This is a genomic window from Streptomyces sp. NPDC103540, from assembly GCF_055584445.1.
Window position 1 is genome coordinate 335,012 of the sequence record NZ_JBVJMA010000010.1, and the last position, 16,431, is coordinate 351,442.

Annotated in this window: 18 protein-coding genes and 1 pseudogene; 7 read left to right on the forward strand and 12 right to left on the reverse strand. The window is 72.5% G+C overall.

Annotated elements, in window-relative coordinates:
* Positions 1–122 precede the first annotated feature (122 nt).
* On the forward strand, positions 123–929 hold the full coding sequence (locus ACZ6ZI_RS25380; protein WP_469524420.1) for an HAD family hydrolase: 807 nt from the start codon (positions 123–125) through the stop codon (positions 927–929).
* On the opposite strand, the gene ACZ6ZI_RS25385 is transcribed toward ACZ6ZI_RS25380, so the two are convergent.
* Genes ACZ6ZI_RS25385 through ACZ6ZI_RS25405 form a run of 5 tightly spaced genes read right to left on the reverse strand, consistent with a single transcriptional unit; the run spans position 926 to position 3,384 of the window.
* On the reverse strand, positions 926–1,957 hold the full coding sequence (locus ACZ6ZI_RS25385; protein ID WP_469524422.1) for a CU044_5270 family protein: 1,032 nt from the start codon (positions 1,955–1,957) through the stop codon (positions 926–928). The two genes, ACZ6ZI_RS25380 and ACZ6ZI_RS25385, sit on opposite strands and share 4 nt — an antisense overlap.
* On the reverse strand, positions 1,954–2,502 hold the full coding sequence (locus ACZ6ZI_RS25390; protein ID WP_469524425.1) for an RNA polymerase sigma factor: 549 nt from the start codon (positions 2,500–2,502) through the stop codon (positions 1,954–1,956). The genes ACZ6ZI_RS25385 and ACZ6ZI_RS25390 overlap by 4 nt, the downstream gene beginning before the upstream one ends.
* A 44-nt stretch (positions 2,503–2,546) precedes the next feature.
* Entirely contained in the window at positions 2,547–2,870 is a 324-nt protein-coding gene (locus ACZ6ZI_RS25395) for a hypothetical protein (protein ID WP_469524426.1), read from the reverse strand.
* Positions 2,867–3,127, reverse strand: coding sequence for a hypothetical protein (locus ACZ6ZI_RS25400; protein WP_469524428.1), 261 nt, complete (start codon positions 3,125–3,127; stop codon positions 2,867–2,869). Before ACZ6ZI_RS25400 ends, ACZ6ZI_RS25395 begins: the two co-directional genes overlap by 4 nt.
* Entirely contained in the window at positions 3,127–3,384 is a 258-nt protein-coding gene (locus ACZ6ZI_RS25405) for a hypothetical protein (RefSeq protein ID WP_469524431.1), read from the reverse strand. The genes ACZ6ZI_RS25400 and ACZ6ZI_RS25405 overlap by 1 nt, the downstream gene beginning before the upstream one ends.
* Positions 3,385–3,557: 173 nt before the next feature.
* On the opposite strand from ACZ6ZI_RS25405, the gene ACZ6ZI_RS25410 reads away from it, so the two are divergent.
* Positions 3,558–4,277 (forward strand): XRE family transcriptional regulator, encoded by a 720-nt coding sequence (locus tag ACZ6ZI_RS25410; RefSeq protein ID WP_469524432.1) that lies wholly within the window; start codon positions 3,558–3,560, stop codon positions 4,275–4,277.
* Between the two features lie 43 nt (positions 4,278–4,320).
* Positions 4,321–4,527, forward strand: coding sequence for a DUF397 domain-containing protein (locus tag ACZ6ZI_RS25415; protein WP_469524434.1), 207 nt, complete (start codon positions 4,321–4,323; stop codon positions 4,525–4,527).
* 10 nt (positions 4,528–4,537) lie between these two features.
* Here ACZ6ZI_RS25415 and ACZ6ZI_RS25420 read toward each other — a convergent pair whose 3' ends face one another.
* Together ACZ6ZI_RS25420 and ACZ6ZI_RS25425 are read right to left on the reverse strand one after the other, a co-directional pair.
* Entirely contained in the window at positions 4,538–6,541 is a 2,004-nt protein-coding gene (locus ACZ6ZI_RS25420) for a CocE/NonD family hydrolase (RefSeq protein WP_469524436.1), read from the reverse strand.
* Between the two features lie 79 nt (positions 6,542–6,620).
* Positions 6,621–8,138, reverse strand: a complete 1,518-nt coding sequence (locus ACZ6ZI_RS25425; RefSeq protein WP_469524437.1) for a peptide MFS transporter — start codon at positions 8,136–8,138, stop codon at positions 6,621–6,623.
* A gap of 190 nt (positions 8,139–8,328) precedes the next feature.
* Between ACZ6ZI_RS25425 and ACZ6ZI_RS25430 the strand changes: the two genes are divergently transcribed.
* The 4 genes from ACZ6ZI_RS25430 to ACZ6ZI_RS25445 all read left to right on the forward strand — a co-directional run bounded on the left by ACZ6ZI_RS25430 (position 8,329) and on the right by ACZ6ZI_RS25445 (position 11,707).
* Positions 8,329–9,339, forward strand: a complete 1,011-nt coding sequence (locus ACZ6ZI_RS25430; protein WP_469524439.1) for a polyprenyl synthetase family protein — start codon at positions 8,329–8,331, stop codon at positions 9,337–9,339.
* Positions 9,340–9,745: 406 nt separating this feature from the next.
* Positions 9,746–10,948, forward strand: coding sequence for a LolA family protein (locus ACZ6ZI_RS25435; RefSeq protein WP_469524441.1), 1,203 nt, complete (start codon positions 9,746–9,748; stop codon positions 10,946–10,948).
* Positions 10,949–11,090: 142 nt separating this feature from the next.
* Positions 11,091–11,294 (forward strand): hypothetical protein, encoded by a 204-nt coding sequence (locus tag ACZ6ZI_RS25440; protein WP_234333790.1) that lies wholly within the window; start codon positions 11,091–11,093, stop codon positions 11,292–11,294.
* Entirely contained in the window at positions 11,291–11,707 is a 417-nt protein-coding gene (locus ACZ6ZI_RS25445; protein WP_363060561.1) for a hypothetical protein, read from the forward strand. Before ACZ6ZI_RS25440 ends, ACZ6ZI_RS25445 begins: the two co-directional genes overlap by 4 nt.
* On the opposite strand, the gene ACZ6ZI_RS25450 is transcribed toward ACZ6ZI_RS25445, so the two are convergent.
* The 5 genes and pseudogenes from ACZ6ZI_RS25450 to ACZ6ZI_RS25470 all read right to left on the reverse strand — a co-directional run.
* Positions 11,681–12,079, reverse strand: coding sequence for a hypothetical protein (locus ACZ6ZI_RS25450; protein WP_469524443.1), 399 nt, complete (start codon positions 12,077–12,079; stop codon positions 11,681–11,683). The two genes, ACZ6ZI_RS25445 and ACZ6ZI_RS25450, sit on opposite strands and share 27 nt — an antisense overlap.
* A 62-nt stretch (positions 12,080–12,141) precedes the next feature.
* Entirely contained in the window at positions 12,142–13,458 is a 1,317-nt protein-coding gene (locus ACZ6ZI_RS25455) for a M28 family metallopeptidase (RefSeq protein WP_469524444.1), read from the reverse strand.
* Positions 13,459–13,663: 205 nt separating this feature from the next.
* Entirely contained in the window at positions 13,664–14,671 is a 1,008-nt protein-coding gene (gene rarD, locus ACZ6ZI_RS25460) for an EamA family transporter RarD (RefSeq protein WP_469524446.1), read from the reverse strand.
* Positions 14,672–14,851: 180 nt separating this feature from the next.
* Positions 14,852–15,706 (reverse strand): SDR family oxidoreductase, encoded by an 855-nt coding sequence (locus tag ACZ6ZI_RS25465; RefSeq protein WP_469524479.1) that lies wholly within the window; start codon positions 15,704–15,706, stop codon positions 14,852–14,854.
* A 153-nt stretch (positions 15,707–15,859) separates the two neighbouring features.
* A pseudogene (locus ACZ6ZI_RS25470) lies at positions 15,860–16,431 on the reverse strand (hypothetical protein); the annotation flags it as partial.

A 16,431-nucleotide genomic window follows, 5' to 3' on the forward strand; every position in this document is an offset into this window, starting at 1 on the left:
GACGCGGTCCGGGGGTGTCCCGGTGGCTGGTTGACACGTTACGTGGCCGGTGGGGTCTGTGGGAGGCCGGATTCGGGCGCTATTTGTAGGACTTGTCCAAAGGGGTCCGTATCCTTGGCGCCGTGACTTCCGCCCTCCCCTATGCCTTGATCGCCACCGACCTGGACGGGACGCTGCTGCGCGCCGGGGACGCCGTCTCGGCCCGTTCCCGCAAGGCTCTCGCGACGGCGCGCGCGGCCGGCGCGCACCACGTCGTCGTCACCGGTCGCCCCGTTCCGCAGGTCCGCCATGTCCTTGACAGCCTTGGGTATACGGGGCTCGCGGTGTGCGGACAGGGCGCGCAGGTCTACGACGCGGCGCGCGGGCTCCTGCTGCACTCCGACGCGATGGACCGGGGGCTCGCGGAGGTGGCGCTCGGCAAGATCGAGGCCGAGATCGGGGAGGTGTACGTCGCGATCAACCAGGAGGGCCTGGACGGCGAGATGCTGATAGGGCCGGGCTACCGGATGTGGCACCCGCACCTGCCCACGGTGCGGGTCCCCCAGCGGGACGACCTGTGGCCGGCGCCCATCAACAAGGTGCTGATGCAGCACCCGCGGCTCGGCGACGACGAACTGACCCGGGTGGCCCGCTCGGTGGTCGGGGACCTGGTGAACGTCACCATGGCGGGGGAACACACGGTGGAGCTCCAGCCGCCGGGCGTGGACAAGGCGGCCGGCCTCACCCGCGCCGCGGCGGCCCTCGGGGTCGGCCCGCAGGCCACGATCGCCTTCGGCGACATGCCGAACGACATCCCGATGTTCGGCTGGGCGGCGTGGGGCGTGGCCATGGCCGACGCCCACGCCGAACTCCTCGCGGTGGCCGACGAGGTCACCCTCTCGAACGAGGCGGACGGCGTCGCGGTCGTCGTCGAACGCCTCTACGCCTAGCCGACGCCGCCCTGGCCGACGCCGCCCTGGCCGGCGCCGCCCTGGCCGGCGGGCCGGTCCCCACCCCGGTCCACGACCCCGCGTCCGACGATCGCCACCGAGGTCACCTCGTCCCCGGCCTTGCCCCAGGAGTTGCCCCACAGGACCACGGTGCGTTCGCCGAGCAGCCGCAGACTGTCCTTGTCGAAGATCCACTCCGTGCGTTCGCCGTCGTGGACCCGGGCGACCGCCACCCCGGTCCGCCCGGCCGCGTCCTTCGCGTCCGGGACGTACACCACCCCCGGGATGCGGGCCGCGGCCCGGTACAGGGCGGCGCTCACCCCGGGCGGCGCCTCCACCGTCCGCAGCAGGTCCCCGATGGCCACGAACGCCTGCTGGTCGGGCCCGGTCGTCGAGCCCGAGCCGGGGCCGTGGTTCAGCCGGGTGTCCTCGTAGATCAGCTCCAGGAGGGCGTCGGGGTCGGTGGGCAGGGATTCGAGGAAGCGGTAGGTGGGGTTGCCGATGCTCGGCTTGCCGTACCCGCCCTTCAGGGGGTTCGTCGAGGCCCCCCCGGCCGTGCGCACGAGGGTGGGCACCTTCCGGTCGACGGACACCCAGCGCTCGGCGGCGGCGTCCTCCCGCAACGCCTCCATCGCGCCGCTCTTCGTCTCGGACAGGTTCGTCGTGTGCCCGACGGTCCGGGTGTAGAGGAACTGGCCGTCGCGGACCGTCGGCGCGGGCAGCGCCTGCGCCGTCAGCGCCACCCGGTCCAGCAGCCGGACCGCCGCCGGTTCGGGCGGCGCGGCGACGACCGGCCGGCCCCCGTCAGAGCCGACGCCGAGGGTGACGGCCAGGGCCACGGCGCAGGTCGCGGCCCCGGCGGCCAGGACCAGCGCGAAGGAGCGGCGGCGCCGGGCCCGGACGGGCCGCCCGTCGGCCCGCGCCGCCTCGCGCAGCAGGTGCTCCCCGATCCGGCGCTCCCCGGGGAAGGGCAGGTCCGCGTCGGCGACGCCGGGCAGGCGCCGCAGGGTCTCGTGGGCGTCGTTCACGGGGTTCCTCCGGTGACGGGTCGGGCGACCGGGGGCCGGTCCGGCAGGTCGGCGGTGAGCTTGGCCAGGCGGGCGCGGGCCCGGGAGAGGCGCGAACGTACGGTGCCCACGGCCACCCCGCACGCCCGGGCCACCTCCTCGTGGCTGAGGCCGGACCACACGGACAGCAGGAGCACCTCGCGGTCCGCGCGCCGCAGCCGGTCCAACGCGGCGAGCGCCGCGCCGGCCCGGTCGGAGTCGGCCATCCGGGACACGACGCCGTCCGCGAAGTCCGGCACGGAGTCCGGGGGAGGCAGCCGGGCCATCGCCTCGCGATGCCGGCGCGCCGCGCGGCGGGTGTTGCGGATGACGTTCGTCGCGATCCCGAACAGCCAGGCCCGCCGGTACGCCACCCCGTCGAGCGAGTCGCGCAGCCGCCACGCCTCCAGGAAGGTGAGCGAGACGACGTCCTCGGCTCCGGCCCGGTCGCCGGTCATGCGGACGGCATGCGCGTACACGGCACGTGCGTGTGCGGCGTAGAGGTCCGCGAACAGTTGGTGGTCCACGCCGGTTAGTGTCCGCGACGGCCCGGGCGTTGCGGTGACCCGCGTCACACCCAGCGGGAGTGCCCGCCGGGGTGGCCCAGGTACAGGGCGCAGGGGCCCCCGTCGGGGGCCGCCGCCGGGCAGTCGGCCGCCGCGAGGACGGCGTCGTCCGCCCCGGCCGCGCCCCACCGCGCCCACAGGGCGGTACCCGCCGCCCCGCCGTCGTGGAGCAGCTCCATGTGGGGCCCGTCGGCGTGCCGCTCCAGGGAGCAGCGCAGTACGGGACCGTCCCCGAGCACGGTCCGCAGCGCGGCCCGGTGGCGGGTGGCCAGGGCGTCGAGGTGCGCCGCGGACAGGGCCCCGTACGCCCCGCAGGCCCGCCCGCTCACGCCCCCCACCCCCGGGCCGCGGCGAAGGCCACGCAGCCGACCCACAGCACCGCCCCCAGGGTCACCGCCACCGCCTCCCACCGCGCGGGACGCGGCCGGCACAGCTCCCGCACCCGGTCGGCCGCCTCGATCGCCCCGCGCGTGAACTCCTCCCGCTCCGCCCGCCGTCGGGCCGCCTCCGCCTCCAGCCGGGCCAGGAACACCTCCCGGTAGACGGGGTCGGACTCGATCCGGCGCAGCTCGCCGAGGGGGTCCATCACAGCCGTCCCTCCGCACTGCGCGCGTTGGCCCGGGCGATCTCCGCGCGCAGCCGCTCCATCGGCCCGGCCCCCCGCACCACCCCCGGCTCCGCCTCCCACTCCACCCCGCCCCGCACGTCCCGCAACGCCCAGTAGGGCCCCGCCACCCCCCGAAACTCCGCGACCCGGTCGCCCCGGCCGGTATCGACGACGAGGGTTCCCACCGGCGGTACTTCTGCCCACGGTCCGCAGGCCCCGGATCCCGCTCCATGCACGGCCGTTCCTCTCTGTAGCCCCGTCTCGCCATCAGCCTGCACCCCCCCGAGGGAGGTATCGCTCGCTGAAGAAGGGACAGCCGAGACGGCCGGGAGTAGGGTCCGAGAAGGCCCGAACGTCCCGGGAGGATCCCTTGAACAATGCGCTGCGAGACGCTATGGCCCGTACGCGTGTGTCCCAGCGACAACTGGCGGCCCGGGTCGGTGTGACCGCGAAGACCGTGGAACGCTGGATCTCTGACGAAAGCCTGATCCCGCACGCGCGCAACCGGCTGGACGCCTGTCGGGTACTGGGGGTGGAGGAAGCGATGATTTGGCCCGAGGCAGTCACGAGCCGCGTCAAAGTCGGCAACGACCGGGAGCTGGTCCACAGTTACCCCTACCGGTCGGCCTGCCCCTCCACGGTCTGGGCGCGGCTCGTTCGCGACGCCGGTTCCGAGCTCTTCCTCGCCGGGTACACGAACTACTTCTTCTGGACGCTGGTCCCCGACTTCCCCGGCATCCTGCGGCGCAAGGTGGAGGCGGGCCGCCGGGTGCGGTTCCTGCTGGGGGATCCGGACGGGGAGGTCACCCGGCAGCGCGAAGCCGTGGAAGGTGCCGCCCTCACGGTGTCCACGCGCATCCGGATGACGCTCGAAGCACTCGACCGGCTGGGACCGTTGGAGGGCCTGGAGGTGCGGTACAGCTCCGCCTCCGACGCCATGAACCACGTCGGTCTGTCGGTGTTCCGCTTCGACGAGGAGGCCCTCGTCACGCCGCACCTGGCCCGGGTCATCGGGCACGACTCCCCGATGCTGCACCTGCGCCGGCAGGGCGAGGGTGGCATGTTCGACCGATTCGCCGCCCACGCCGAGGAGTTGTGGGAGCGTGGAGTGCCGGTTGGCGGGCGCTGATCCGTTCGGCCGGACGTACCCCTACGGCAGGGAAGGGCATCCCGTGACGACCGAATCCCCCCTCTGGTTCACGTCCTCCTACAGCGAGAACGGCGGCGCCTGCGTCGAGGTCGCCGTCAACCTCGTCGCCCCGCGCGGCGTGGTTCCCGTGCGGGACTCCAAGGATCCGCGCGGGCCCGTCCTGGAGGTGGCGGCCCCGGCCTTCGCCGTGTTCGTGGACGGCGTCAAGGCCGGGGCCCCGGGGGTCTGACGGGGCGCGGTCAGCCGGCCGCCCTCGGGAGGCGGCGTTCCCACGTGCGGTGGAAGACGACCTCCTCGCCCTCGCGGCAGACGACCTCGTTCGAGGTGAGGAACCCGCCCTCGTCGCAGCGGATCTCGGAGCGGGTCTCCACCCGGGCGTCCCAGCCCTCCTCCGGGCGGTGCAGGCGGACGCGCCACTCCGAGCGGGTGCGGGCGGACAGCGCGTCGCCGTCGCGGATCTCGTAGACCTCCGTGGCGTCCTCGGCGTACTCCAGCCCGTCCGGGTAGACCCGGGTGCCCCCGTAGCGGGGGTCGACCTCCAGGCGCCACGTGCCGCGCGCCACGTCCCGTACGACGACCCGTTCGGGGCGCGGCGCGTCCAGGGTCTCCGGGTAGGCCACGCCCAGCGGCGGCGCCTGCTCGGGGGCTTCGAAGACGATGTCGGACGGGGTGCCCGAGGCCGCCCGGACCGGGAGTTCCAGCGTGCTGCCGGCCGGGTCGAGGGTCCAGCCGGCCTCCGAGCCGGCCCGGGGCCAGATCCACGGCCAGTACGCCGAGGACACCGCGAGGCGGATCCGGTGGCCGGGCGGGAAGGCGTGCCCGATGCCGTTCAGCTCGAAGGTGACGTCCTCGTACGCGCCCACCGGCCACGGCACGGCCCGGTCGCGGCCCTGCCGGGCGGAGAGGTTCAGGGCGCCGCGCGTGACCAGCGTCGAGGAGCCGTCCGGGGCGACGTCGCACAGCCGGGCCACGACCTGCCCGTAGGGGACGTCCAGCCGCAGGCGCAGCGTCACCGACGGGCGGCCGAGGATCTCCACCGGCTCCCCGGTGGGGACCGGGAACTCGAAGCACGCCGACTTGGCGTCCTCCTCGCGCTGGTCCGGCGGCAGGTCGGCGTCGTTGCCGAAGGGGAAGAAGCGGCCCGCGTCCAGGCCGGTGTGCTGCGGGGAGGCGACGAGCACCGGGCCGCCCTGGAGCCCGTACGAGACCGGCACCACCGAGGGGGAGGGCCAGGCCCGTTCCCCGACCCAGCGGCCGTCGAGGCGCTCGTAGACGGTGGCCGGGCGGTGGGACTCGCTGATCCAGGCGCGCAGCAGCGGTTCGTCCATGACCCCGTTGTCGTCGCCGCGCAGCCAGTGGTCCCACCAGCGCAGCGTCTCCTGGAGGAAGCCGATCGCCGGGCCCGGCGGCAGCCCCCGGTCGGGGTACTGGTGCGACCAGGGTCCGATCAGGCCCCGGACGCGACCGGCGGGCAGGGCGGAGACCAGGCGCAGCACGGTGTCCCGGTAGGGGTCGTGCCAGCCGCCGACGGCGAGGACGGCCGCGCGGATCGCCCCGTAGTCCTCGCAGACGCTGCCGTGGCGCCAGTAGTCGTCCCGGGTCTGGTGCGAGAGCCAGGTGTGGACCAGCGGTTCCATCGACTCCAGCCGCTCCAGCCACATCGCGCGCCAGCCGTCGCCGGCGTAGCGGGGGTCCGGGGGGCGGGAGGCGAAGGCGAGCATGGTCGCCGCCCAGGCGTGCATGTCGACGGCCAGGACCGAGCCGCCCATGTAGTGCACGTCGTTGTCGTAGCGGTCGTCCGTGGAGCAGACCGTGACGACGGCCTTGAGGGCGGGCGGGGCGAGGGCGGCGATCTGGAGGCTGTTGAAGCCGCCCCAGGAGATCCCGAACATGCCCACCGCCCCCGTGCACCACTCCTGGCGCGCGAGCCACTCCACCACCGCGACCCCGTCGGCCAGTTCCCGCGCGTCGTACTCGTCGCCGGGCCGGCCGCCGCTGTTGCCGTGGCCGCGTACGTCGACCCGTACGGAGGCGTAGCCGTGCCCGGCGTACCAGGGGTGGCGCTGGGCGTCGCGGGGGGCGGTCCAGTCGGTCAGCCGGTACGGGAGGTACTCCAGCAGCGCCGGGACGGGTTCGTCGGTGACCGGGCGCCAGATGCGGGCGTACAGCTCGACGCCGTCGGGCATCGGGATCCGGACGTCCTCGTGGGTGGTCGCGTACGGGAACGCGGTACGGATGATCATCGGGGTGGGGTCGTTCCCTCCGGGTGCGGGGCGAGCGGGCGCGGGTCGGCGGGGCGCGGGCGGGGTGCGGGCGCGGACGTCAGTGGACGGGGTGCATCGTGCGGCGCAGCCACGGCGCGAGGGCGATGACGGCCAGGCCGACGGCGACCGCGACGGCGCCGTTGACCCCGAAGTACACGGGGTTGGACACCTGGCCGTAGACCTTGACCACCTGGGCCTGGATGCCGTTGGCGAGGGCCAGCGAGAGGAACCACAGGGCCATGGTCTGGCTCGCGTAGGCCTTGGGGGCGAGTTTGGTGGTGGCGGACATGCCGGAGGTCTCCAGGAGCACGTCGCCGAGTCCCAGCAGAAGGTAGGAGCCGACGATCCACCAGGCGGCCATCCGGTAGTCGTCGCCGGCGTGCCCGGAGGTGGGCAGGACCATCAGCAGGAAGGACAGGCCGCCGAGGATCACGCCGATGGCGATCTTGTTCGAGGCGTGCGGCTGGCGCGGGCCCATCCGCACCCACAGCGCGGCCACGACGGGGGCCAGCAGCACCTCGAACGCGCCGAGCGCGGAGGCGTACCAGCTCGACGGGAAGGTGAAGCCAAGGATCTCGGTGCGGGCGTTGGTGGAGGCCAGCAGCATCATCGTGGAGTAGGCCTGGAAGAGGATGAAGTTGAAGGCGACCGAGGCGAGGAAGAGCACCACGTACGGGCGCAGCCGGCCGCGTTCCGCGTCCGTGACCCGGGGGCTGCGGAACATCAGCCAGAAGTAGACGACCGGTGCGATCACCGAGACGAGGGTGAGAAGGTCCACGAAACGGGCCATCGTCAACCAACCGACCCCCGCCAGGAGGGTGGCGAGTGCGGCGAAGACGACGCAGCCGGCGACGATCAGGAGGACGGCCCGGCGCATCGCGTCGGGGGCGAGGGCGTACTCGGCCGAGTGCTTGCGGCCCGCGAGGTGGCGGCGGCCGAGGACGTACTGGACGAGCCCCGCGGTCATGCCGATGGCGGCGGCGGAGAAGCCCCAGTGCCACCCCTGGTGCTCGCCGAGCCAGCCGGTGATCAGCGGGCCGGCGAAGGCGCCGATGTTGATGGCCATGTAGTAGAGCGCGAAGCCGGCGTCGCGCCGCTCGTCGGCGGTGCGGTACAGCTTGCCGACCATGCTGGCCACGTTCGGTTTGAGCAGCCCGGTGCCCGCGCTGATCAGGCCGAGGCCGGCCCAGGTCATCGCGTCGGTGGGCACGGCCATCGCGTAGTGGCCGCAGGCGATGAGGACGCCGCCGTACAGGACGGCGCGGTAGGAACCGAGGATCCGGTCGGCGAGCCATCCACCGGCGACGGAGACGAGGTAGACCATGGTCCCGTACGCGGCGGCGACCGAGGCGGCCGTGCCCGGCGCCATGCCCATGCCGCCGTGCGCGACGGTGTCCGCGAAGTAGAGGACGAGGATGGCCTGCATGCCCAGGAAGGAGAAGCGTTCCCAGACCTCCAGACCCGAGAGGGTGGCCAGGCCCCTGGGGTGTCCCAGGAAGGCGTGGTCGTCGCCCGGCGGCGGCTGATCCGCCTCCGGGTCCCCGTTCTCGTCTATGTCGGTCTCGGTTCTGGACAAAACGTACTCTCCGGTTGTTTCGGCTTCCTCAGAACATACCGGTGCGCATCGGGCGATGCGTGCGTGGCGGGCGGGCAGGCGCTCTGCGTGATCGAAAACTGACCGGATAGGCTGGCTTGAGTGATGGCAGCGACACATCGACAATCCATGTGATCGTCAACGTGATCGTCAGCAGACAGGAGTACCCCTCGTGACCGTCGTCGGGCCGTTCGGACTGAGCGTGCGGGACCAGGCTCTTGAGACCGATGTCCAGGCCGGACTGGCCGCCGTCGAGGCGGGTCTGCTGGAGGCCACCAAGAGCGAAGTCCCCTTCATCACCGAGGCCGCGCAGCACCTGGTGCGGGCCGGCGGCAAGCGGTTCCGCCCGCTGCTGGTGATGCTCGCCTCCCGTTTCGGCGATCCGTACGCGCCCGGCATCGTGCCGTCGGCCGTCGTCGTGGAGCTCACGCACCTGGCCACGCTGTACCACGACGACGTCATGGACGAGGCGGACGTACGCCGTGGGGTGGACAGCGCGAACGCGCGTTGGGGAAACTCCGTCGCCGTCCTGACGGGTGACTTCCTCTTCGCCCGCGCCTCGCACATCCTGGCCGACCTCGGCCCCGAGGCCGTGCGCATCCAGGCCGAGGCCTTCGAGCGGCTGGTGACCGGCCAGATCCTGGAGACGGCCGGCCCCCGCGACGGCCGCGACCCCGTCGCCCACTACCTCGACGTGATCGCCGGCAAGACCGGCTCGCTGATCGCCGTCTCCGGCCGCTTCGGCGCGCTGATGTCCGGCGCCGACGAGGCCGTCGTCGACATCCTCACCCAGTACGGGGAGCGCCTCGGCACCGCCTTCCAGCTCGCCGACGACGTCCTCGACATCGCCTCCGACTCCCACGAGTCCGGCAAGACCCCCGGCACCGACCTGCGCGAGGGCATCCCGACGCTGCCCGTGCTGCGCCTGCGGGAGATGGCCGAGCGGGACGGTCGCGCGGAGGACCTGGAACTCGTCGCGATGCTGGACGGCGACCTGTCGGACGACGCCCTGCACGCCGAGGTCCTCGCCCGGCTGCGGGTGCACCCCGCGCTGGAGCAGGCCCGCCGCGACACGATCCGCTACGCCGAGGACGCGCGCGCCATGCTCGCCCCGCTGCCGGAGTGCTTCGCGAAGTCCGCGCTGGAGGAGCTGTGCGACGCGGTGGTCCACCGCGCCGGCTAGGCCGTCTCTTTCGGATCTTGCCGGTCAAGCCCGCGTCGTTCGGTGCCGTGCCTCGCAAGGCGGAGAGGCACCCGACTACTGGACGTACTCGGGTGCCTCGACAACGCGGCGAGGCGCGGTGCCGGGCGGCGCGGGTCAGGCAAGATCCGGAAGAGACGGCCTAGGCCGTCCCGGGGCATCCGCCCCCGACGTGCGAAAAGGGCCCTTCCGCCCGCGCCGACCCCTACGGGTCGCCGGTGGAGGGGCCCTTCCCGTGTCATCCCACGGTCGTACGCGCAGTTGATTCCGGGGGCTGACGCCCCGGGCCGTCCGATTTGGTCAGATGGATACATCAAAACCCCACCGGATCGGGTGAGCGCGGCGACACGGGGGTCGCCGCCGTAGACACAGAGGGCAGGGCACTGACATGGCAGCGAACACGAAGACCTCGCGCAAGGCCGCACGGTACGTCGTACCGGTGGCGGTGGCGGGTGTCGCCGCGGCGACCGTGGCGATGGTCCCGGCCTTCGCGAACGCGGGGAACCCGGACCTGCCCAAGGTGACGGCGCAGCAGCTCATCGAGAAGATCGCGGCGTCCGACGCCCAGCAGCTCTCCGGCACGGCGAAGATCAGCACCGACCTGGGTCTGCCCAAGCTCGCCGGTAACCTGCTCGGCGGCGGCGGGGTGGCCGGCGGATCGGCCGACCCGCAGGACAAGATCGCGCAGCTGGCCAACGGCACGCACACCTTCCGCGTCGCCGCGGACGGCCCGGACCGCCAGAAGCTCACCTTCCTCGACGGCAAGGACGAGTACACCCTCGTCCACAACGGCGCCGACGTGTGGGGGTACGACTCGAAGTCCAACGAGGCCTTCCACGAGAAGGACCCGCAGGGCGCCCAGGGCGGCCGCGAGCACAAGACGGGCGACCGTCTGGCGACCTCCCCGCAGCAGCTCGCCCAGGACGTCCTGAAGGAGGCCGGTCCCACCACCGACATCAGCGTGGGCGACACCGCCCAGGTCGCCGGTCGGGACGCCTACCAGCTGGTCCTGAAGCCCAAGCAGACCGGTTCCACCGTCGGCTCGGTCCAGATCGCCGTCGACGCCAAGAACGGCGTGCCGCTGCGGATCCAGCTGCTGTCGAGCCAGGGCGGCAAGCCGATCGTCGACGCCGGGTTCACCCAGGTCGCCTTCGACAAGCCCGCCGCCGACACCTTCACCTTCACCCCGCCCAAGGGCGCCAAGGTGACCGAGGGCTCCGACCTGAAGGACGGCGCCGAGGGCCACGGCAAGGACTTCAAGGCCCTGGACGCCTTCCCCGGCCTGGACGCGCTGACGGGCGGCGGCAACGGCAAGGGCGAGGTCACGCCGCTGGGCGAGGGCTGGGCCACCGTCGCGCGGATCGACACCGGGGCCGGCAAGGGTCTGAAGGAGCTGGAGAACGACAAGAACGCCCCCAAGGAGGCCAAGCAGTTCCTGAACTCCCTGGGCGAGAAGGTCACCGGCACCTTCGGTGAGGGCCGGATCATGTCCACCCGCCTGGTCAACGCGCTGATCACGGACGACGGCAAGGTCTACGTCGGCGCGGTCACCAAGGACCAGCTGGTGAAGACGGCCAACGCCGCGAAGTAGTCGCACGCGCGGGCGCGCACCGCGAAGGGGTGGCCGCACGCGCGAGCGCGCACCGCGAAGGGGTGGCTCGGGACCTGTGTCCCGGGCCACCCTTGTCCCGTTTCCGCCCTGTGTACAGCGGGCCCGCTGTACCGTGAGGGCCATGTCGAGACACGTCACCATCCGCCTGGACGAAGAGTTCCACGAACGCCTCAAGGCGCGCGCGGCGGCGCTGGGCACGACGGTCACCGCGCTGATCACCGAGGTCACCGAACGCGAGCTGGACGAGGACCGCAAGACGTTCCTCTCCGGCATCGAGGAGTTCGCCGACCACTGGGGCTACTTCCAGGAGCGGTTCGGCAATTGAAGATCACCATGGAATGGGCCTGGACGGCCCTCGCACACCACCTGCCCTCGGATCCCGCCGTGTGGGACCCCTCCGGGGTGGCCGCCGCCGTCGCCCGCCACCAGAACGACCTGGTGCTGGTGCCCGAGCAGCCCGCCCCCGACACCGCCTGGCGCGCCGCCGCCTTCCTGCACACGCTCGCCGTCTGCCCGGCGCTCGAATCCCCGATGAACGAGTTCTACGCGGCCGCCGCGACCCGCTCGTACCTCCGGGTCGCCGGCGCGAAGCAGCTGCCCTCGCCCGAGGAGTTGGGCGATCTGGTGGAGGCCGCGAAGCGCGGGCGCGCGGACGTCGCCGCCGTCGCCCAGGAGCTGCGGGTGCGGATACAGGATCCGCTGCCGGCCTCGCTACGCTCCGCCGCGGAGGACGCGTAGCACCATCGGCGCCTCGTCGGGGTGCAGCCGCAGCTCGGTGCGGCCGTCCTCGGAGCGGAAGGCGAGGCTCGCCTCGTCGGCCGAGACCGGCTCCAGGGGCGGGAAGTCCACGCGGGAGGTGACGGCCGTGCCCTTGGCCCGCCAGCGGGCCGGGCCGTCCGGGGGCAGCTCCAGCAGGCCCTCGCACCACCGGCCGTCGGTGAGGTCCCCGTCCCGGAGGTCGCACGGGACCGCGACGGCGAGGCCCCGCGCGTGGTCGGCGAGACGCCGAAGCCGCCGCCGTCCGCGTACCAGGGGCACGGGGTTGACGACGGCGACGGCCAGGGCGAGCAGGACGAACAGGGCGGCGATGATCTCCGTCATGATCCGCATCAGATCACGCTGGAGGGCATAGGTCTAGACCACTTGTCCGTTCGGTGGGAACGGCCGGCGGATCAGAAGGTGATCTTCCAGCTGTTGATGTAGCCGACGTCCTGCGCGGCGGTGTCCTTGACCCGCAGCCCCCACACCCCGTTCGCGACCTCGCTCGACGCGTTCACGGTGTACGACTGGATGAGGTTGTCGGCGCTGCCGCCCGCGCGGTTGTGCAGGTTGTAGACCGTGCCGTCCGGGGCGACCAGGTCGACCACCAGGTCACCGCGGTAGGTGTGGACGATGTTCACGTCCACCTTGGTGGTGGCCGGCGCGTTGCCCGTCACGCCCGAGACCGTGATCGGCGAGGTCACCGCGGCGGCGGGGGAGTCCGGGATGGTCACGTCCGCGGTGTTCTCGAAGGACTTGCCCGGCGGGACCGGGGTGGCCGCCCCGAGGTTCCAGATCGCGTACGCGACGGCGTCGGAGTTGCGGTCCAGGGCGGTGTCGTTGATGTTCGCCGTGGTGTCGCACGAGGAGTGGTAGCAGCGGTCGAAGGCCTGGCCGGCCGTACCGCCCCACTTCTGCGCCTGCGCGGACGTCTTGGAGTTGCCGGCGCCCGTGAACAGGCCGCCCACCGGGATCCCCGCGCTCTTGAAGGACGCGTGGTCGGAGCGCCCGTCGCCCTCGGTCTCGATCTCCGTCGGCACGCCCAGGCCCGCGAAGTACGTCTTGAAGGTCTGCTCGATCGTCGGGTCGTCGTCGTAGACGAAGTAGCCCGGGTTCGGCGAACCGATCATGTCGAAGTTCAGGTAGCCGGAGATCTTCGCCTTCTCGGCGGCCGGCAGGTTGTTGACGTAGTACTTCGAGCCGACCAGGCCCAGTTCCTCCGCGCCCCACCACCCGAAGCGCAGGTGCTTCGTGGGCTGGAGGTTCGCGCGGGACACCGCGAGCGCGGCCTCCAGGACGGCCGCCGAGCCGGAGCCGTTGTCGTTGATGCCGGCGCCCGAGGTCACCGAGTCCAGGTGCGAGCCCGACATCAGCACGGAGTTGGGGTCACCGCCCGGCCAGTCGGCGATCAGGTTGTAGCCGGTGGCTCCGCTGGAGGTGAAGGTCTGGAGCGTGGTGGTGAAGCCGGCGGCGTCCAGCTTGCCCTTCACGTAGTCGATCGAGGCCTTGTAGCCGGTCCGACCGTGGGCGCGGTTGCCCCCGTTGGCGGCGGCTATGGAGGACAGCTGGGTCAGGTGCGCCTTGACGTTGGCCAGCGGGATGTCCGGCGGCGTCGGCGCGGCGGTGACCGACGTCGGCGCGGCCAGCGCGGCGGGAGAGGTGGCGGCGAGCAACCCCGCGACCGCGACGGCGGTCACGGCGGCGAGACGCCGGGAGACGGACAGGCTCATGTGGGGGCTCCGGGATTCCGTATGGGGATGCGACGGAACGTGCGGGGAAAGAGCGGGTGAGCTTGTGGTGCGTCAGTGCGAGCCTGATGTTCAGCGAGAGCATGACAATCCGTCAAGACCACAATCCGGTCAGGGTGGTTCGGAAAACGGACGATCCCCGGTACGAGTGGTTCGTACCGGGGACCGAGGGGGAAAAGGGGCGCCGCTAAGCCGGTTCGCGCGTCGGGGCGGCCGGGGCGATCGGGGCGGCCGGGGCCGGAGTGGAAGCCGTGGCGGCGGCTCCGGAGACCGGCGCCGCTGCGGCCGAGGCCGCCGCCAGCCGGATCCGCGAACGCCGCGCCGTCCGCAGCGCGTCCCAGGTCAGCAGCACCAACGCCGCCCAGACCAGGGAGAAGCCCGCCCACCGCTCCGGCGGCATCGCCTCGTGGAAGTAGAGCACCCCCAGCCCGAACTGGAACACCGGCGCCATGTACTGGAGCAGGCCCAGCGTGGACAGCGGGACCCGGATCGCGGCGGCGCCGAAGAACACCAGCGGGATCGCGGTGACCAGACCCGTCGCGGCCAGCAGCGCGGAGTGCCCGAGGCCCTCGGAGGCGAAGGTGGAGCGCCCCTGCGCGCCCAGCCACAGCAGGTAGCCGAGGGCGGGCAGGAACAGCAGCGCCGTCTCGGCGGTCAGCGACTCCAGGCCGCCCATGTCCAGCTTCTTCTTGATCAGGCCGTACGCGGCGAAGGAGAAGGCCAGCACCAGCGAGATCCACGGCGGTCGCCCGTAGCCGACGGCCAGCACGACCACCGCGAGCGCGCCGATCCCCACGGCCGCCCACTGGACGCGGCGCAGCCGCTCACCCAGCACCAGGACCCCGATCGCGATGGTGACGAGCGGGTTGATGAAGTAGCCGAGGCTCGCCTCCACCACGTGTCCGTTGTTGACCGACCAGATGTACAGGCCCCAGTTCACGCTGATCACGGACGCGGCGAGCGCGGTGAGCGCCAGCTTGCGCGGCTGCCGCACCAGCTCGGCGATCCAGGCCCAGCGGCGCAGCGCCAGCAGGGCGATCCCGACCACGGCCAGCGACCAGACCATGCGGTGGGCCAGGATCTCCACCGCGCCGGAGGGTATGAGCAGCGGCCAGAAGAGGGGGACCAGCCCCCACAGTCCGTACGCGCCGAATCCGTAGAGCAAACCCGTGCGGTGCTCGGCCTCTGTCTTCACGGGACCTCCAGCGCTACTTCCGGCCAATTTCACAACCTCACGACCGTAACGCCGCAGCGCCCCGATGTCATGCCCGTTTGGGGGAGATACTCATGACATCGGAGGGGCGGGAGGGGGAACGGCGCCCGGCGACCGCCCCTGCGACCGCCCCGGCACCCTCCCGCGCGCCGCCCGGGTGTCTCAGGCCAGGGTCGCCGCGACCGCCTCGGCCACCGGGGTCGTCGGCCGCCCGATCAGGCGTGCCAGGTCCCCGCTCGTGGCGGCCAGCCGGCCGCGCGAGATCGCCGCGTCCACGTCGACCAGGAGCGCCGCGAAGCCCTCCGGCACCCCGGCGCCCGTCAGGATCGCCAGGTGCGTCTCGGCGGGCACGGCGTTGTACGCGACGTCGCGCCCGGACTGCCGCGCCACCTCGGCGGCGTACTCGGCGAGGCTCCAGGCGGTGTCCCCGGACAGCTCGTAGACGCGGTTCAGGTGGCCCTCGCCGGTCAGCACCGCCGCGGCCGCCGCCGCGTAGTCGGCCCGCGCCGCCGAGGCGATCCGGCCCTCGCCGGCGCTGCCGACGACCGCGCCGTGCTCCAGGACGGAGGACAGCTGCCCGGTGTAGTTCTCGTGGTACCAGCCGTTGCGCAGGAAGGTGTAGGGGAGACCGGAGTCCAGGACGGCCTGCTCGGTGACCTTGTGCTCGGCCGCCAGGTCGAAGTCGGCCTCGGGCCCGCCGAGGATCCCCGTGTACGCGAGCTGCGCGACCCCGGCGGCCCCGGCCGCCTCGATCACGGCGGTGTGCTGCGGGACGCGCCGCCCGACCTCACTGCCGGAGATCAGCAGGACGCGGTCGCCGGCCCGGAAGGCCCCGGCCAGGCTCGCGGGGTCGTCGTAGTTCGCGATCCGTACGTCGATGCCCCGCGCGGCCAGGTCGGCGGCCTTCGCGCCGTCGCGCACGACGACGGCCAGGTCCGCGGCGGGGACGGTGGCCAGCAGCTCCTCGACGACGAGGCGGCCGAGGGCTCCGGTGGCTCCGGTGACGACGATGCTCATGGTGTGCTCCCGTTCGTAGGCGATGAGCACTACCTTACGGTAAGCGCTAACTTTTCGAAAGTGCACGCGGTGTGTCCGGTCGTGCGCGCACACGCGAAAGCCCGGACCCTCAAGGCGGGATCCGGGCTTTCGGCAGGGGTGAGGTCCGACGGCTCAGCCGACGACGGTCCAGGTGTCGTTGCCGTGCAGCAGGGCGCCCAGGTCGCCCTTGCCGTTCCGCTCCACCGCCGTGTCGAGCTGCTCCGTCATGAGGGTGTCGTAGACGGGGCGTTCGGTGTCGCGGAAGACGCCGATGGGGGTGTGGTGGAGGGTGTCGGGGTCGGCGAGGCGGGAGAGGGCGAAGGCGGTGGTGGGGCTGGTGGTGTGGGCGTCGTGGACGAGGATGTGGTGTTCGTTGTCGGGGGTGACGGTGACGGTGTGGAGGTCGCCGGTGGTGTGGTCGCGGATGACGCCCTTGGTCGCGCCTGCGCCGAAGCGGATGGGTTGGCCGTGTTCGAGTCGGATGACGGCTTCGAGGGCTTGTTCGTTGTCCTTGAGTGCTTCGAAGGCGCCGTCGTTGAAGATGTTGCAGTTTTGGTAGATCTCGACGAGGGCGGTGCCCTGGTGGTCGGCTGCGGCGCGGAGGACCTCGGTGAGGTGTTTGCGGTCGGAGTCGATGGTGCGGGCGACGAAGGTGGCTTCGGCTCCGATGGCGAGGGAGACGGGGTTGAAGGGGGCGTCGAGGG

Coding starts and splice junctions, on each gene's coding strand:
- ACZ6ZI_RS25400 (WP_469524428.1), bottom strand. CDS start 3,127: ATGGACCCCCTCGGCGAGCTGCGCCGGATCGAGTCCGACCCCGTCTAC.
- ACZ6ZI_RS25420 (WP_469524436.1), bottom strand. CDS start 6,541: ATGATCATCCGTACCGCGTTCCCGTACGCGACCACCCACGAGGACGTC.
- ACZ6ZI_RS25435 (WP_469524441.1), top strand. CDS start 9,746: ATGGCAGCGAACACGAAGACCTCGCGCAAGGCCGCACGGTACGTCGTA.
- ACZ6ZI_RS25440 (WP_234333790.1), top strand. CDS start 11,091: ATGTCGAGACACGTCACCATCCGCCTGGACGAAGAGTTCCACGAACGC.
- ACZ6ZI_RS25450 (WP_469524443.1), bottom strand. CDS start 12,079: ATGCGGATCATGACGGAGATCATCGCCGCCCTGTTCGTCCTGCTCGCC.
- ACZ6ZI_RS25455 (WP_469524444.1), bottom strand. CDS start 13,458: ATGAGCCTGTCCGTCTCCCGGCGTCTCGCCGCCGTGACCGCCGTCGCG.
- ACZ6ZI_RS25465 (WP_469524479.1), bottom strand. CDS start 15,706: ATGAGCATCGTCGTCACCGGAGCCACCGGAGCCCTCGGCCGCCTCGTC.